This window comes from Sinomonas terricola (genome assembly GCF_034931225.1).
GTDB lineage: Bacteria > Actinomycetota > Actinomycetes > Actinomycetales > Micrococcaceae > Sinomonas > Sinomonas terricola.
In genome coordinates this window covers 136640-151078 of sequence record NZ_JAYGGQ010000004.1, presented here as the reverse complement: position 1 = coordinate 151078, position 14439 = coordinate 136640, and the positions used below count along the sequence as shown (strand labels likewise).

The window sequence follows — 14439 nt, the reverse complement described above, 5'->3', positions numbered from 1 at the left end:
GAACCCCGATGGTCGATTTCCAGCTCGCCGACGAATACCGGGAACTGAGCGACACCGTCCGCGAGTTTGCCGACGAGGTCGTGGCCCCCGTCTCGCAGCAGCACGACGAGGAGCACAGCTTCCCCTATGAGATCGTGGCCCGCATGGGGGAGCTGGGCCTCTTCGGACTGCCGTTCCCCGAGGAGTACGGCGGGATGGGCGGTGACTACTTCGCCCTCGCACTTGCCCTCGAGCAGCTCGGCCGGGTGGACCAGTCCGTCGCGATCACGCTCGAGGCCGGCGTCTCGCTCGGCGCCATGCCGGTCTACCGTTTCGGCACCGAAGAGCAGAAGCAGAAGTGGCTCCCCGACCTTGCTTCGGGTCGGGCGCTCGCGGGCTTCGGCCTCACGGAACCCGAAGCGGGATCGGACGCAGGAGGAACGAAGACCAATGCACGGCTCGAGGAGACCACCCATGGGCGCGAGTGGGTCATCAACGGCTCGAAGGAATTCATCACGAATTCGGGCACGGACATCACGAAGTTCGTGACAGTGACCGCGGTGACGGGCACCGAGAACCGGCCGGACGGAACCACGCGCAAGGAGATCTCCACGATCATCGTCCCCGCGGGCACCTCCGGTTTCCGGGCCGAGAAGCCGTACAACAAGGTTGGCTGGAACGCCTCCGACACGCATCCGCTGTCCTTCAAGGACGCGCGCGTGCCGGAGGAGAACCTGCTCGGCGTTCGCGGCCGGGGGTACGCGAATTTCCTTTCTATCCTCGACGAAGGCCGCATCGCGATCGCCGCGCTCGCCACGGGCGCGGCTCAGGGCTGCGTCGACCTGTCCGTCAAATACGCGAAGGAGCGCAGCGCGTTCGGGTCGTACATCGGCAAGTACCAGGCGATCCAGTTCAAGATCGCCCGAATGCAGGCCCGCGCCCACACCGCGCGCCTCGCCTACTACGACGCCGCCGCGCGCATGCTCGCAGGGAAGCCCTTCAAGACCGAGGCCGCGATCGCCAAGATGGTCGCCGGCGAGGCCGCAATGGACAACGCACGCGACGCGACGCAGGTCTTCGGCGGCTACGGCTTCATCAACGAGTTCACCGTGGCGCGCCACTACCGCGACTCGAAGATCCTCGAAGTGGGCGAGGGAACTACTGAGGTTCAGCTCATGCTGATCGCGCGGGAACTCGGGTTGTAGCGTAGGTCACGCAGGATGAGCTCGGGCAACGCAGTGTGGAATGACGGGGAGGTTCTGTGATCGACAAAGTGGTGGCCAGCGTCGAGGAAGCGGTGGCGGACATCCCGGACGGCGCCTCGCTCGCCGTCGGCGGCTTCGGCCTGTGCGGCATCCCGGTCGGGCTCATCGACGCCCTGTTGCGCCAAGGCACGACCGACCTCGAGACGATCAGCAACAACTGCGGCGTCGACGACTGGGGCCTCGGGCTCCTTCTCGCCGCCGGGCGCATCCGCCGCACCGTGAGCTCCTACGTTGGGGAGAACAAGGAGTTTGCGCGGCAGTTCCTGGCGGGCGAGCTCGAGGTGGTCCTCACGCCGCAGGGAACGCTCGCCGAGAAGCTCCGGGCCGGAGGAGCGGGTATCCCCGCCTTCTACACCGCCGCAGGAGTCGGCACCCAAGTCTCCGAGGGCGGCCTCCCGCAGAAGTACGACGCCGGAGGGAACGTCGTGAAGGCCTCCTCGCCCAAGGAGGTGCGCGCCTTCAACGGGAAGGAGTACGTGCTCGAGGAGTCGCTCACCCCGGACTTCGGCCTCGTGCACGCGCTGCGCGGCGACCGGCACGGGAACCTCGTGTTCCACGAGACGGCGATGAACTTCAACCCCCTGTGCGCCATGGCCGGGCGGATCACGATCGCCGAGGTCGAAGAGCTCGTCGAGCCGGGCGAACTCGATCCCGAGCGCATCCACACGCCGGGAATCTTCGTGCAGCGCGTGGTGCATGTCCCGTCCGAGAGCGCCCTCGGGGAGAAGAGGATCGAGAAGAGGACGGTTGCCGAGAAGAAGGGGGCCCAGTAATGCCCTGGAATCGCTACGAGCTGGCGGCGCGTGTCGCCCAGGAGCTCTCCAACGGCCAGTACGTGAACCTCGGGATCGGCATGCCGACGCTCATCCCGAACTACATCCCGGCGGGCGTCGAGGTCGTGCTCCATTCCGAGAACGGCATCCTCGGGACAGGCCCGTATCCGGACGAGGAGCATGTGGACCCGGACCTCATCAACGCCGGAAAGGAGACCGTGACGGTCAAGAAGGGAGCCGCGTTCTTCGACTCCGCCACGTCATTCGGCATGATCAGAGGCGGCCACGTGGATGTCGCGGTTCTCGGCGCGATGGAGGTCTCCCAGAACGGTGACCTCGCGAACTGGATGATCCCCGGCAAGATGGTCAAGGGCATGGGCGGCGCGATGGACCTCGTCTTCGGGGCGAAGCGGGTCATCGTCATGATGGACCACACGGACAAGAACGGGAACCCGAAGATCCTGCCCGAATGCACGCTTCCCATTACGGGCCGCGGCTGCGTGGACCGCATCATCACCGACCTCGGCGTGATCGACGTCGTCCGCGATGGCGAGGGCCTCGTAGGGGCGGGCTTCGAGCCGCCGGTGGGCCCCGTGCTCGTGCTCCGGGAGCTCGCGCCCGGGGTCACAGAGGACGAGGTGATCGCCAAGACCGCCGCGGAGCTCGAGGTCGAGATCCATGACAACGAGCCCTGAGCCCGAGGCGGATGGACCGCGGATTGTCGAGCAGCGGGGGCTCTACTATGACGAGCTCGAGGAAGGCGTCGTCTACGCCCACCGCCCCGGCCGCACGGTGACCGAGGCGGACAATGTCTTCTTCACGGCCCTCACGATGAACACGCAGGCCCTTCACCTTGACGCGGCCTGGAGCGCAGGCCAGCCCTTCGGGCAGCGGCTCGTCAACTCGATGTTCACGCTCGCGACCCTCGTCGGCCAGTCTGTCGCGCAGCTGACCCAGGGGACGATCGTCGCCCAGCTCGGCCTCACGGACGTCTCCTTCCCGCACCCTCTCTTTCATGGCGATACGCTCTACACCGAGACGGTCGTCGTCGAGAAGCGCCTTTCCTCATCGCGCCCTGGCCAAGGGATCGTGACGATGGAGCACACGGGCCGCAATCAGGACGGCGTCATCGTGGCACGGGCAAAGCGCTCGTGCCTCATGTGGACCAAGGACGCACACCACCGTGACTGAACCCGCGACCGGGACCTTCGATATGGGTCCCGCCCTCCTGTTCTGCCCAGCCGACCGGCCCGAGCGATTCGCCAAAGCCGCAGAGCGCGCCGACGCCGTCATCCTCGACCTTGAGGACGCCGTTGCCCCCGACGCGAAGGAGGTCGCGCGCCGGAACCTCGCAGAGACACCGCTTGACCCGGCCAGGACCATCGTGCGCATCAACGCTGGTCCCAAGGCGGGGGAACCGAGTGCGCCGGAGCCGAGCTCGGACTTCGACCTCGACCTCGCGGCCATCAGCATGACGCCATACCGCACCGTCATGCTGGCCAAGGCCGAGGATCCCGGGCAGCTTCGGAGACTAGCCGCTTCAGATCCGGGGCTCAACGTCATCGCCCTGTGTGAGACGGCGCTCGGGATCGTCAATGCCGTGGCGATCGCGGCGGAGCCCAACGTCGTCGCCCTCATGTGGGGTGCCGAGGATCTCGTCGCCTCCCTGGGAGGGACATCGAGCCGAATGAACGACGACGAACTGCCGCGCGACGGTGAGACGGCGGCTCGCGCTGGTCAATACCGGGCGGTGGCGCTGCATGCTCGCTCGAGTGTCCTCTTGGCGGCGGGCGCCAGAGGCAAGGCCGCGATCGATGCCGTCTACACGGCGATTCCGGATCTTGAGGGTCTCGCTCTCGAAGCGGTCGACGCCGCCGCCTCGGGCTTCGCAGCAAAGGCGTGCATCCATCCGAATCAGGTCTCGCCCGTGCGGGCGGCCTACGCCCCCACGCCTCAAGCCGTGGCCGCGGCGCGGGACCTCATCGCCGCCGCGGAGGATGCGGGGACTGGCGTCTTCCAGTATGAGGGGCGGATGATCGACGGCCCCATCCTGCGCCACGCCGAGGCGGTCCTGCGGAGGGCAGGGGAGAACCCCTCGACATATCGGATATAGGATTCTGGCGTGCTGTTTGCCGTGGTCCTGCTCGCCGTCGTTGTTGGGGCCATGGCGCAGCGCGTTGCCGGGCTGGGGTTCGGCCTCATGGTCTCGCCGATGCTCGTCGTGCTGCTCGGGCCGCTCGACGGCGTCATGATCGTCAACGCGTGCGGCGCATCGTCGTCCCTGCTGATCCTCTCCCGAGTGTGGAGGGACGTGGAGTGGAGAAAGTACGTTGGTCTGATCGTGCCCGGATTCGCGGGGATCGCCATCGGCGCCTTCCTCGCAAGCCATGTTCCGCCGGCTCCTCTCGAGATCGGCATTGGACTGGTTCTCGTGTTGGGGCTCGTGGTGTCGCAGCTCGTCGCCCGCGCGAGGAACACCGCTGACTCGGCCGCGGTTGACGGCTTCAAGGCCATCTCCGTGAGCGGCTTCGCGAGCGGACTCATGAACGCGGCCGCGGCAGTCGGTGGGCCCGCCGTCACGGCGTATGCGGTGCTGAGCAAGTGGGACCAGCGCCGATTTGGGGCCACCCTTCAGCCGTACTTCATCACCACCGGCACGACGTCACTGCTAGCCAAAGTTGCCGCGACCGGCGGCCATTGGCCAGCGCTTGAGCTGTGGCAGTGGCTGCTCGTGCTCGGATGCATGCTCATTGGCATTGTGGTCGGCGACCTTCTCGCGCGGCGCGTCGCCGGAGATACGGTGCGGCGAGTTGTCATCGCGATCGCCTACGGAGGCGCTGCCCTCGCGATCGTGAACGGGATCAGCCACCTCGTGGCATAAAAGCCCGTGGACATGTCGTCGACCGAGTGCGCGCACCACTAGAAGGGCAGTGGTGCATCGCCGGTGCCGGAATCCGTTTCGGGGTCGGGGTGGTCCGGCTCGGGATCGTCCGGAGGGCGGGGTATGTCTGGCGGCTCGGGTGGGCCGAGAGCGTAGCGCGGGCGTCCACGGTCGGCTGGTTCGCTGCAGTGGGTGCGGCCGAGAGGTGAACGCCACGTGAGGTGGCCCTCTTCGGCATGGGAGTAATTCCAGGCGCCGATGGACTTGAGGGCGTGGTGTTTGCGGCAGAGGAGGGCAAGATTGTCGGGGTCTGTGGTGCCGCCGTCCTGCCACTCGGTGGTGTGGTCGGGTTCGCACGCGGCTGCGCTACGAGTGCATCCGGGGAAACGGCAGCGGCCGTCGCGGTGGGCGAGGTAGTGACGCAGGGCCTGGGGAGGGCGGTAGGCAGTGCGGCCGACGCCGAGGGCGGCCCCGGTCAGCGGGTCGATGAAGAGGCGGTGCCATGTCGGGGCGATCGCAGCGAGCCGGAGCGCTGTGGGGGCGTCGATCGGGCCGTAGCCTTCGAGCTCCGCGGCGGTCGTCGAGCCGTTCTCGGCCATGGCGGAGGGCTGCCCGGGGCGGAGGGCGAGGCCGATGGGGATAGTGACGACCACTTCGGGGCGGAATGAGCCATTCACCGCTTCGTCGGGAGTGCCGAGCAAGCGCGCGGCGAGGGCGTCGGCGCGGAGCTGGGGGAGGGTTCGCAGTTCCAGGGCGGTGAACGGATCGGAGCGTGTTCCGACCTCGGCGGTGTGGGCTGCCGCCGTTCGCGCGTCTTGGTCGAGTCCGTTGAAGATTGCCAGGCCGGTTTCCGCGGGTAGGCGGGCGGCTAGAGTGCACATACCGTCAGGTTCGGGAGAGAACCAGACGCCGCGTTCGGCATGGGCGGCGGCCTTGCGGGCCTCGAGGGTTTCGGGGTGGAGTTGCTCGCGCAGGCGACGGAGGCAAGTACGCAGCTCGGAGGGCGTGCGGCGGCCCTGCCGGGTGCGGATGCGCGTCAGGGCCGTGCGGGAGAACTTCCCGGCGTATTCAGCCGGGACGGTGCGAGCCTGATCGAGGATGACGCGGGCATGGGCGGGGGAAATGTCTGTGGACTCGAGCGCGTCCAAGACCGCCCACTGGTCCCCAAGGAGGGCGGCCGCGTCGTGGAGGTCGCGGGCGGCGGCGCTTTCCGAGACGGCACAGCCTGTGGCGACCTCGGCCACGGCGAGGGCGTGGGCCTCGTCGCCGCCGAGCCGCTCAGGCTGGCCGGCGCGGCGCTCGATGGGCTCTTCGGCGATGGCCTCTTCGACTCGGCCCAGGGCCCGGAACCTCATCGCTGTCGCCCACGAGATGAGCCGGTCGGCGGCTTCAGCCATCTCAAGTGCGCGGTCTGCGCTGAGGAAGGAGGGCAGCGGCAGGGAGATGGTCCCGAGCAGGGGCGATCCCCAGAAGTCCTTGAAGTCCACGGCCGGGATCCACTCATCGTCCGGCGTGTACGGCTCAACCTCCATTGTCTTCCTCCCCCATTTTTCGAAGACACCGTCAGCCTACGGAGGGGGACCGACAAAATAAGCCCGTCAGCAGCCTTCGCCGTGGGGGTTCTGGAGGCAGTTCTCGGCGTAGAGCTTGACCTCGGAGCGCCATACGCTCAGCACCCGGGGCTGGCTCGGGACGGCGGCGGTGCCTGCGATCGCCTGCCAGGGCCCGCCCTCGACCGAGAACTCCCCGGCGAACACGGTCGTGAGGCTGACCGTGAAGTCCCCGGTCTGGGCGTACGCGTGGGACGTGACGGTCTTCTCGCCCCACCGCGCCTCGGGGATCGGCCCGCCCGGGGCCGCCGAGACCAGGGCCGTGCCGTCGCCGTAGTCGAAGCGGTGCTCCACCGGGCGCACCCGCACCCTGACCTTGCGCCCAAGCACCGCCGTGTCGAAGGACTGCACCCCCTCCGCAGAAGCCCCGGCGGGGACCGCGTACACGTTCGTCTCCGCGCCCTTGAGCGTGTGCCGCCCCGGCTGCGACCCCAACCCCGACGGCGCAATCGGCAACGCCCGCAACTCCCTGTCAGTCACCGCGATCACCGCGCCGCCGTCCGGGTGCTTCGGCGTGTCTCCGGGATAAAGACACATCTGATCGAGTCGCACGACTCCCTGCGGCCACCCGGGGGCGGCGCGATACAAGTGCCCCAGCCGACCGCCGGGCCGATCTGAGCATTTCTCATTCAGTTTCCGGCAGAGTTCATCGTATTCCGGTCCCATGTCGTCTCGGCACACAGGGGCGTACGAATAAGCGGATTGGTCTTCTTCGCGTGCGACTGGGGCGGCCCGCCTTGGAGTCGTCGCGCCAGAGGAAACCTCTTTTGAAGCGTGAACCTCGGCGGATCGGCCGCCCCATTTTGTCCCGAGATCATCAGCGACGGCAGACGACGCACTGACTGAACTGAGTAGGGCGACCACCGTTGTCACCACAATATTTGCCGAAACATGACGGCGCTTCATGGTGTGCCTGCTTCAGCGGTGACCCAACTCTCGTTCGAACGCTCGGCGTAGATCGATTGAATACCAGTAAGGCGCCCACCCCTATTTTCTTCGATGACAACGCCGGCGCTCGAGTAAGTCTTCGACTCGGACTCTTCGAGTGTGAAATTCCCGACTATTCGTCCCTCGGAATCCGGCGTCATATCGGATACGAAGCTGGAAGCATTCCAGCGGGGTGCAATTTGCCACTGGCCGGTCCGAGAGACGTTGTTCGAGGAAGTGATCCAGGATGCACACATCTTGCAGTCAGGTAAGGAAATCTCGCGTAGCGGGCCGCTGTCCCCGGTCTCTAGGCCATACGTCACCGTGTCGAACCAGTACTGCGTGAACGCCGCGAAGCCCTCCTTCGTATTCTGCTTCGCGGCCTCAGGCAGGACGGGTCTGGGCACGTTGCGGGCAGGCCCGTTCGAACTTGCGGGCGTGGGCCGGGGGTCGGGCGTTGGCGTCGAGCTCGGCGACGCGGAGGCGGACGGACCCTCGGCCTTCGGTGCGCCGCTACAGGCAGGCAAGAGCAACGCGAGGGCTAGCATAATTGACGGCAGGAATACACGGAAAAGGCGGCGCAACGCCATGACATCCCCCAAGAGTCTGTGGTGTGAATGCAATCGACTGCGGATTGACGGTGGATCGGCCTGAGCCGTCATGCGCGTCCTGTTTCGGTCGTCGTCCAGTGGTCGCCGGTGAACTTCCCTCGGATGACTTGCACCCCGTCGGAAGGTCCGCCCGTGTGCCGAACTGCGGCCGCCCCGCCTTCGGAGAAGCTGATCGATGAAGACTCTTCAAACCAGAAGTTTGCCAGGACATTTCCGTCTGAGTCCAAGGCCATATTTGTCTTGAAGTCTTTGACAGTTCTCCGTGGTCCAATTGACCACCCACCGGAAGCATGGATCTTCTGCGCCTTCTCGATTTGAGCCTGACACATTTTGCATGTCGGCTGCGACGCCTCCTGCAGCGGGGCCGTGTCGCCGGTCTCCCGTGAGTATGTGACGGTATCGAACCAGTACTGTGTGAATTCCCTGAAGCCCTCTGCGCTATTTTGCTTTGCAGCCTCCGCCAGGCTGGGCGTCGGGACGTTCCGGCCGGGGCCCTCCCAATTGGCGGGAGTGGGCTGAGAATCGGTTGACGGACTCGCGGGCGCGGAATCCGAGGACGCCGGACCAGTCGGCTCTGCATCCGTGCCCGGACTTCCCGCGCAGCCGCCGAGCGCAAGAACGCCGAAGAAGAGCAGGGCAGAAAAGAATGCAAAGCGGCGAAGCGCCATGACGTCCCCCAAAAATGTCACTGGTGCAAAAGGATCGATGCCTAAGATCGGTGCGGATCCGGCATGTCCCTGCAGTCTACAAGGCTTCGGGGGCGGGTCAGTGGGAGTTATCCACAGGCATCCGTGCCGACCCGGCATCTGCGGTTGAATGGTGGCATGCAGACCCCCGAGCCGCCCGTCGAACAGCGCTCCGAAGCCCGCGTCCACCACCGGGCCGAACCCCGTGCCGAGCAACGCTCCGTCATCATCCTCGGCTCGACGGGGAGCATCGGCACCCAGGCGCTCGACGTCGTCGACGGCGCGCCCCACCGATTCCGGGTGACGGCCCTGAGCGCGGGCGGCGGGAACCTCGGCCCTCTCGCGCTCCAGGCCGTGCGCACCCGGGCGGAGGCCGTCGGGATCGCGGACGGCAGCATCGATGAGCTCCGCAGCCTCGTCAACGCCGCCGCCGCAGCGGAAGGCGTCCCGCACTACGAGCCTGAGCTCTTTGGGGGTCCCGACGCCTCAACCCGCATCGCGGCGTGGAACGGCCCAAGCGGCCCGGCCGACGTCGTCCTCAATGGCATCACTGGCAGCATCGGCCTGGGACCCACGCTCGCAGCCCTCGCGTCGGGTGCAACACTCGCCCTTGCGAACAAAGAGAGCCTCATCGTCGGGGGGTCCCTCGTAACGGGAGCGGCGGCGCCGGGCCAGATCGTCCCCGTCGACTCGGAGCATTCGGCGATCGCCCAGTGCCTCCGCGCGGGCCGCGCCGACGAGGTCGAACGGCTCATTCTCACCGCGTCGGGCGGGCCGTTCCGCGGCCGCAGCCGCGAAGAGTTGAAGCACGTCACGCCTGCGGAGGCACTCAACCACCCGACGTGGGACATGGGCAAGGTCGTCACGACCAACTCGGCAACCCTCGTCAACAAGGGCCTCGAGCTCATCGAGGCCCACTTGCTGTTCGGCGTCGCGCTTGAGGCGATCGACGTCGTCGTCCATCCGCAGTCGGTCGTGCACTCGATGGTGCAGTTCGCGGACGGGTCCGTCATCGCCCAGGCCTCGCCGCCCGACATGCGGCTGCCGATCGCGCTCGGCCTCGGCTGGCCGGACCGCGTCGCGCACGCCGCGAAGCCGTGCGACTGGAGCCAGGCGACGGCGTGGACATTCGAACCGCTCGACGCGCGGGCCTTCCCGGCCGTCGACCTCGCCAAGGACGCGGCGAAGCAGGGCAGCACGTTCCCGGCCGTGTTCAACGCGGCGAACGAGGAAGCGGTCGAGGCCTTCCACGACGGCCGGATCGGCTTCCTCGACATCGTCGACACGGTCGAGGCCGTGCTTTCCGAGCATGTAGGCTCCTCGGAAATGTCTGTGGAAACAGTCCTGGCTGCTGAAGGCTGGGCACGGAAGCGGGCTCACGAGCGTTTGGCTAGCTGATGAATTCCACAGTCCTCTTCATTCTCGGCGTCCTGTTCGTCGCCATCGGGATCGCCGTCTCGATCGCCCTCCACGAGATCGGGCACCTGCTTCCGGCCAAGCTGTTCAACGTCCGCGTGACCCGCTACATGATCGGCTTCGGGCCGACGATCTGGTCGACCCGCAAGGGCGAGACCGAGTACGGGATCAAAGCGCTCCCGCTCGGCGGCTACGTGCAGATGGTGGGGATGTATCCGCCCAACCGGCGGGACGGTTCCGTGCGGCAGTCCAGCACGGGCATCTTCCAGGGGCTGGCCGAGGCCGCGAGGGATCAGGCCCACGAGGAGGTCCGCCCCGAGGACCACGGGCGGCTGTTCTACCAGCTCCCGGTGTGGAAGAAGATCATCATCATGCTGGGCGGCCCCGCGATGAACATCCTCCTGGGGATCTTGTTCACGGCGATCGTGCTCATGGGCTTCGGGATCCCGCAGCCCACGAACCAGGTCGCGAGCGTCTCGGCGTGCATGGTCGCGTCGAATGAGCAGACGCCGACGGATACCTCGACGTGCACCAAGACGCCCGCCGCGGCGGCCGGTCTCAAGCCCGGGGACACGGTGATCCGGTTCGACGGGAAGGACGTCACCGGCTGGGACCAGCTCGCGTCGTGGATCCGCGCGTCGGCCGGGAAGACTGTCGGTCTCACCGTCAAGCGGGGCGACGGCACCGTCGACCTCACGATCACTCCCGTGCTCAACACGGTCGCCGTCTTCGGCCCCGATGGGCAGCCGGCGAAAAACGCCGACGGCAGCTACAAGACGACCGTGTCCGGGTTCATCGGCATCGGCTCGAAGCAGGCGGCTACGCCTCAGCCCGCGACGTCGGTGCTGCCGGCCGTGGGCGAGAACATCGCCCAAGTGAGCGCCGTCATCGTCAATCTGCCGGCCCGGGTGGTCGGCGTCGCCCAGGCGGCGTTCAGCAGCGCGCCGCGGGATCCGAACGGGCCGATCAGCGTCGTCGGCGTCGGCCGCGTCGCTGGGGAGGTCGCGGCGCTCGAAGACGTCCCGCTCTCGGCGCGCATCGCGACGCTCGTCAGCATCCTCGCGGGGGTCAATCTCGCGCTCGCCGTGTTCAATCTCGTCCCGCTGCTCCCGCTCGACGGCGGGCACGTTGCGGGCGCCCTGTACGAGGGCGTCCGGCGCCGGATCGCGAAGTGGTTGAAGAAGCCGGACCCCGGCCCGTTCGACATCGCCAAGCTCCTCCCGCTCACGTACGCGGTGGCGAGTGTGCTGATCGTCATGAGCGTCCTGCTCATCTACGCCGATATCGTCAAACCGGTGAAGCTCTTCGGCTGAACCGCCCCCGTCCGCGAGGCGATAGTCTGGTGGCATGACCGTCTTCGCCGTTGAATACCTCTATGACTCCTCGACCGCCGCGCGCCGCGACGAGGTCCGCGCTGACCATCGGGGCTGGCTCGCAGGCATCGCCGAGAATGGGCAGCTCCTCGCGAGCGGTCCGTACGAGGACGGCACCGGGGCGCTCCTGCTCTTCAAGGCCGACGACGCCGAAGCCCTCCACGCGCTTCTTGCCCAAGACCCGTTCGCGGTTGAGGGCCTCCTCGCGAGCAGCTCGGCCATCGCGTGGAATCCCGTGAGCGGCCCGCTCGCCTCCCAGTTCTGACAAACCGCCCAAAGGAGCTCCTTCGTGACCTCGGTCAGCCTCGGAATGCCAGCCGCCCCGCCGCCCGTCCTCGCCCCTCGGCGGCAGACCCGCCAGATTCGCGTGGGGTCCGTCGGGGTCGGCTCCGAGTCGCCGATCAGCGTCCAGTCCATGACGACGACGCCGACGACGGACATCAACGCGACCCTCCAGCAGATCGCCGAGCTCACGGCGGCCGGGTGCGACATCGTCCGCGTCGCGTGCCCCTCGGCGGACGACGCCGAGGCCTTGCCGATCATCGCGAGGAAGTCCCAGATTCCCGTCATCGCGGACATCCACTTCCAGCCGAAGTACGTCTTCGCCGCGATCGAGGCGGGCTGCGCCGCCGTCCGCGTGAACCCGGGCAACATCCGCAAGTTCGACGACCAGGTCAAGGAGATCGCGCAGGCCGCGAAGGACCACGGGACGTCCATCCGCATCGGAGTCAACGCGGGCTCGCTCGACGCGAGGCTCCTCAAGAAGCACGGCAAGGCCACGCCTGAGGCCCTCGTGGAGAGCGCGGTGTGGGAGGCGAGCCTCTTTGAGGAGCACGACTTCCACGATTTCAAGATCTCGGTCAAGCACAACGATCCGGTCGTGATGGTGCGCGCGTACGAGATGCTCGCCGAGTGCGGCGACTGGCCGCTCCACCTCGGCGTGACCGAGGCAGGCCCGGCGTTCCAGGGCACGATCAAGTCAGCGACGGCGTTCGGCGCCCTCCTCTCGCAGGGAATCGGCGACACGATCCGCGTCTCGCTCTCGGCTCCGCCGGTCGAAGAGGTCAAGGTCGGCATCCAGATCCTCCAGGCGCTCAACCTCCGCCCGCGTCGGCTTGAGATCGTCTCGTGCCCCTCGTGCGGGCGCGCCCAGGTCGACGTCTACAAGCTTGCGGAGGAGGTCACGGCCGGCCTCGAGGGCATGACGTTCCCTCTCCGCGTCGCGGTCATGGGCTGCGTCGTCAACGGTCCGGGGGAGGCCCGCGAGGCCGATCTCGGGGTGGCCTCCGGCAACGGCAAGGGCCAGATCTTTGTGAAGGGAGAAGTCATCAAGACTGTTCCCGAGAGCGAGATCGTGGAGACACTGATCGAAGAGGCGATGAAGATCGCCGAGGAGATGGGGGAGGCCGATGGCGAAGATGCTGCAGCGGGCGGCCCCGTGGTCACCGTCTCGTAGGAGCGACCGGGCCGAGCCGCACGTTCGGACGCTCGAGCACGAGGACACCCTCGAGCTCTGCGAGTTCGCTGCCGAAGATCCGGTCGCGAACGTCTTCATCGCGGCTCACGTCCTGGCTTCCGGCACCGCGGGCCCCACCGCGAGCGGGGCCGAAATCCTCGGGGCGTTCGACGGCGACGGGCGGCTCACAGCGGCCTGCTGGCTTGGTGCCAACATCGTCCCCGTGGGCATGGGCGAGGCCGCCGCGCCAGCGTTCGCCGACGTCATCCGCGCGACCGATCGCAGGTTCGCGTCCATCTTCGGCCCCGCGGGGGCGACCCTCGCGCTCTACAACGGGCTTCCCGGTCGCCACGCGCGGGAGGTCCGCGCCGTCCAGCCGCTCATGGCCCTCGAGGGTGGTCCTTCTCTGCGGCCCGACCCGCTCGTCCGCATCACGACGCTCGACGATTTCCATGCGGTCGCGCCCGCCTGCGTCGCGATGTTCGAGGAGGAAGTCGGCTACTCGCCGGTGGTCGGGGGGAGCGACAACTACTACCGCCGCGTCCGGCAGCTCATCCAGCAGGGCCACTCCATGGCGCGCTTCGGTGACGACGGGCAGGTGCTGTTCAAGGCCGAGCTCGGGGCGGTCTCGTCCGCCGTCACGCAGGTTCAGGGCGTGTGGGTCAACCCGAGCCACCGCGGGATGGGACTGAGCCACGGCGGGATGGCCGCCGTCGTCGCGTTCGCCCGCAGGCTCGCGCCCACCGTGAGCCTCTACGTCAACGACTACAACTACCGTGCCCGGGCCTGCTACGAGCGCGTGGGGTTCGAACGCGTGGGCACTTTCGCGACGGTGCTCTTCTGAGCGCTGCCGGTCTGGCTCCGGATGATCGGCAGGGGCTCCGTGAGGTGCCGCTGGATGGCCGGTGCGAGGAACGCCTCGGCCTCGTCCGCGGGAAGTGACGCGAGCGGTTCGAGGCGCACGATGTAGCGCGCGATCATGAAGCCGACCACCTGCGTCGCGGCGAGCGACGCGCGCAGCTCGCGTTCGGCGTCGTCGCCGGGGATGCCCTCGACGATGCGGGCGAGGATCCGACGGCGCACGAGGTCGGCGAGGAGCCGAGAGCGCGCCGTCGAGCTGATCGTCGAGCGGAAGAACGCCGCAAGCGCGTGCTGCTGCGGCCCCTCCCAGAGCCGCACGATCGCGTGGGCCACGAACCGCCCGCGGTCGCCGGGCGCGAAATCGTAGAGCCCGCTGAGGATCGTCTCCGGGTCGATCGGCAGCTCGACCGACGCTGCGAAAAGCTCCTCCTTGCCGGTGAAGTAGTGGTGGACGAGGGCCGCGTCAACGCCTGCCTCGCGGGCGATCTGGCGGAGGCTCACGCCGTCGTACCCGTCGCGCGCGAAGAGGCGCGTGGCGGAGGCGACGATCGCCGAGCGGCGGTCCGACGTTCCGCGTGGGCGTGCCATCATGCGGAGCTCC

Annotated in this window: 16 protein-coding genes; 11 read left to right on the top strand and 5 right to left on the bottom strand. The window is 67.7% G+C overall.

Features of this window, described 5'->3' with window-relative positions; translation table 11 throughout:
• Positions 1-8 precede the first annotated feature (8 nt).
• The 6 genes from SPF06_RS07745 to SPF06_RS07720 are packed head-to-tail and all read left to right on the top strand — an operon-like array spanning position 9 to position 4898.
• Positions 9-1184 (top strand): acyl-CoA dehydrogenase family protein, encoded by a 1176-nt coding sequence (locus SPF06_RS07745; RefSeq protein ID WP_323278451.1) that lies wholly within the window; start codon positions 9-11, stop codon positions 1182-1184.
• A 56-nt stretch (positions 1185-1240) separates the two neighbouring features.
• Entirely contained in the window at positions 1241-2017 is a 777-nt protein-coding gene (locus SPF06_RS07740; protein WP_323278450.1) for a CoA transferase subunit A, read from the top strand.
• The gene (locus SPF06_RS07735; RefSeq protein WP_323278449.1) at positions 2017-2712 is read left to right on the top strand and encodes a CoA transferase subunit B; all 696 of its coding nucleotides are present in this window, start codon (positions 2017-2019) and stop codon (positions 2710-2712) included. The genes SPF06_RS07740 and SPF06_RS07735 overlap by 1 nt, the downstream gene beginning before the upstream one ends.
• The gene (locus SPF06_RS07730; protein WP_323278448.1) at positions 2696-3208 is read left to right on the top strand and encodes a MaoC family dehydratase; all 513 of its coding nucleotides are present in this window, start codon (positions 2696-2698) and stop codon (positions 3206-3208) included. The genes SPF06_RS07735 and SPF06_RS07730 overlap by 17 nt, the downstream gene beginning before the upstream one ends.
• A gap of 22 nt (positions 3209-3230) precedes the next feature.
• A complete protein-coding gene (locus SPF06_RS07725) occupies positions 3231-4130 on the top strand; it encodes an HpcH/HpaI aldolase/citrate lyase family protein (protein ID WP_323278549.1) in 900 nt (299 codons plus the stop codon).
• A gap of 9 nt (positions 4131-4139) precedes the next feature.
• Positions 4140-4898 (top strand): sulfite exporter TauE/SafE family protein, encoded by a 759-nt coding sequence (locus SPF06_RS07720; RefSeq protein ID WP_323278447.1) that lies wholly within the window; start codon positions 4140-4142, stop codon positions 4896-4898.
• A gap of 38 nt (positions 4899-4936) precedes the next feature.
• On the opposite strand, the gene SPF06_RS07715 is transcribed toward SPF06_RS07720, so the two are convergent.
• The 4 genes from SPF06_RS07715 to SPF06_RS22100 all read right to left on the bottom strand — a co-directional run bounded on the left by SPF06_RS07715 (position 4937) and on the right by SPF06_RS22100 (position 8714).
• On the bottom strand, positions 4937-6430 hold the full coding sequence (locus SPF06_RS07715) for an HNH endonuclease signature motif containing protein (protein WP_323278446.1): 1494 nt from the start codon (positions 6428-6430) through the stop codon (positions 4937-4939).
• 66 nt (positions 6431-6496) lie between these two features.
• A complete protein-coding gene (locus tag SPF06_RS07710) occupies positions 6497-7060 on the bottom strand; it encodes a hypothetical protein (protein ID WP_323278445.1) in 564 nt (187 codons plus the stop codon).
• Positions 7061-7410: 350 nt separating this feature from the next.
• The gene (locus tag SPF06_RS22105; RefSeq protein ID WP_428985732.1) at positions 7411-7983 is read right to left on the bottom strand and encodes a DUF6318 family protein; all 573 of its coding nucleotides are present in this window, start codon (positions 7981-7983) and stop codon (positions 7411-7413) included.
• 110 nt (positions 7984-8093) lie between these two features.
• A complete protein-coding gene (locus SPF06_RS22100; protein WP_428985727.1) occupies positions 8094-8714 on the bottom strand; it encodes a DUF6318 family protein in 621 nt (206 codons plus the stop codon).
• Between the two features lie 156 nt (positions 8715-8870).
• Here SPF06_RS22100 and dxr point away from each other — a divergent pair, with 156 nt between their 5' ends.
• Genes dxr through SPF06_RS07685 form a run of 5 tightly spaced genes read left to right on the top strand, consistent with a single transcriptional unit; the run spans position 8871 to position 13821 of the window.
• On the top strand, positions 8871-10130 hold the full coding sequence (gene dxr / locus SPF06_RS07705) for a 1-deoxy-D-xylulose-5-phosphate reductoisomerase (RefSeq protein WP_323278444.1): 1260 nt from the start codon (positions 8871-8873) through the stop codon (positions 10128-10130).
• A complete protein-coding gene (locus tag SPF06_RS07700) occupies positions 10130-11461 on the top strand; it encodes a M50 family metallopeptidase (RefSeq protein ID WP_323278442.1) in 1332 nt (443 codons plus the stop codon). The genes dxr and SPF06_RS07700 overlap by 1 nt, the downstream gene beginning before the upstream one ends.
• A gap of 34 nt (positions 11462-11495) precedes the next feature.
• Positions 11496-11786 (top strand): YciI family protein, encoded by a 291-nt coding sequence (locus tag SPF06_RS07695; RefSeq protein ID WP_323278441.1) that lies wholly within the window; start codon positions 11496-11498, stop codon positions 11784-11786.
• Between the two features lie 24 nt (positions 11787-11810).
• Positions 11811-12977, top strand: coding sequence for a flavodoxin-dependent (E)-4-hydroxy-3-methylbut-2-enyl-diphosphate synthase (gene ispG / locus SPF06_RS07690; protein WP_323278440.1), 1167 nt, complete (start codon positions 11811-11813; stop codon positions 12975-12977).
• Positions 12931-13821 (top strand): GNAT family N-acetyltransferase, encoded by an 891-nt coding sequence (locus SPF06_RS07685; RefSeq protein ID WP_323278439.1) that lies wholly within the window; start codon positions 12931-12933, stop codon positions 13819-13821. Before ispG ends, SPF06_RS07685 begins: the two co-directional genes overlap by 47 nt.
• Here the strand turns inward: SPF06_RS07685 and SPF06_RS07680 are convergent.
• Positions 13767-14429 carry a TetR/AcrR family transcriptional regulator gene (locus tag SPF06_RS07680; RefSeq protein WP_323278438.1) on the bottom strand — a complete coding sequence of 221 codons (663 nt, stop codon included), beginning with the start codon at positions 14427-14429 and terminating at the stop codon, positions 13767-13769. The genes SPF06_RS07685 and SPF06_RS07680 overlap by 55 nt on opposite strands.
• Positions 14430-14439: the final 10 nt, after the last annotated feature.

Excerpts from the sequence above, each read along its gene's own strand:
- SPF06_RS07685 (WP_323278439.1), top strand. The coding sequence starts at position 12,931 with ATGGCGAAGATGCTGCAGCGGGCGGCCCCGTGGTCACCGTCTCGTAGG.
- SPF06_RS07700 (WP_323278442.1), top strand. The coding sequence starts at position 10,130 with ATGAATTCCACAGTCCTCTTCATTCTCGGCGTCCTGTTCGTCGCCATC.
- SPF06_RS07715 (WP_323278446.1), bottom strand. The coding sequence starts at position 6,430 with ATGGAGGTTGAGCCGTACACGCCGGACGATGAGTGGATCCCGGCCGTG.
- SPF06_RS07745 (WP_323278451.1), top strand. The coding sequence starts at position 9 with ATGGTCGATTTCCAGCTCGCCGACGAATACCGGGAACTGAGCGACACC.
- SPF06_RS07735 (WP_323278449.1), top strand. The coding sequence starts at position 2,017 with ATGCCCTGGAATCGCTACGAGCTGGCGGCGCGTGTCGCCCAGGAGCTC.
- SPF06_RS22105 (WP_428985732.1), bottom strand. The coding sequence starts at position 7,983 with ATGCTAGCCCTCGCGTTGCTCTTGCCTGCCTGTAGCGGCGCACCGAAG.
- SPF06_RS07725 (WP_323278549.1), top strand. The coding sequence starts at position 3,231 with ATGGGTCCCGCCCTCCTGTTCTGCCCAGCCGACCGGCCCGAGCGATTC.
- SPF06_RS07680 (WP_323278438.1), bottom strand. The coding sequence starts at position 14,429 with ATGATGGCACGCCCACGCGGAACGTCGGACCGCCGCTCGGCGATCGTC.
- dxr (WP_323278444.1), top strand. The coding sequence starts at position 8,871 with ATGCAGACCCCCGAGCCGCCCGTCGAACAGCGCTCCGAAGCCCGCGTC.
- SPF06_RS22100 (WP_428985727.1), bottom strand. The coding sequence starts at position 8,714 with ATGGCGCTTCGCCGCTTTGCATTCTTTTCTGCCCTGCTCTTCTTCGGC.
- SPF06_RS07730 (WP_323278448.1), top strand. The coding sequence starts at position 2,696 with ATGACAACGAGCCCTGAGCCCGAGGCGGATGGACCGCGGATTGTCGAG.
- SPF06_RS07695 (WP_323278441.1), top strand. The coding sequence starts at position 11,496 with ATGACCGTCTTCGCCGTTGAATACCTCTATGACTCCTCGACCGCCGCG.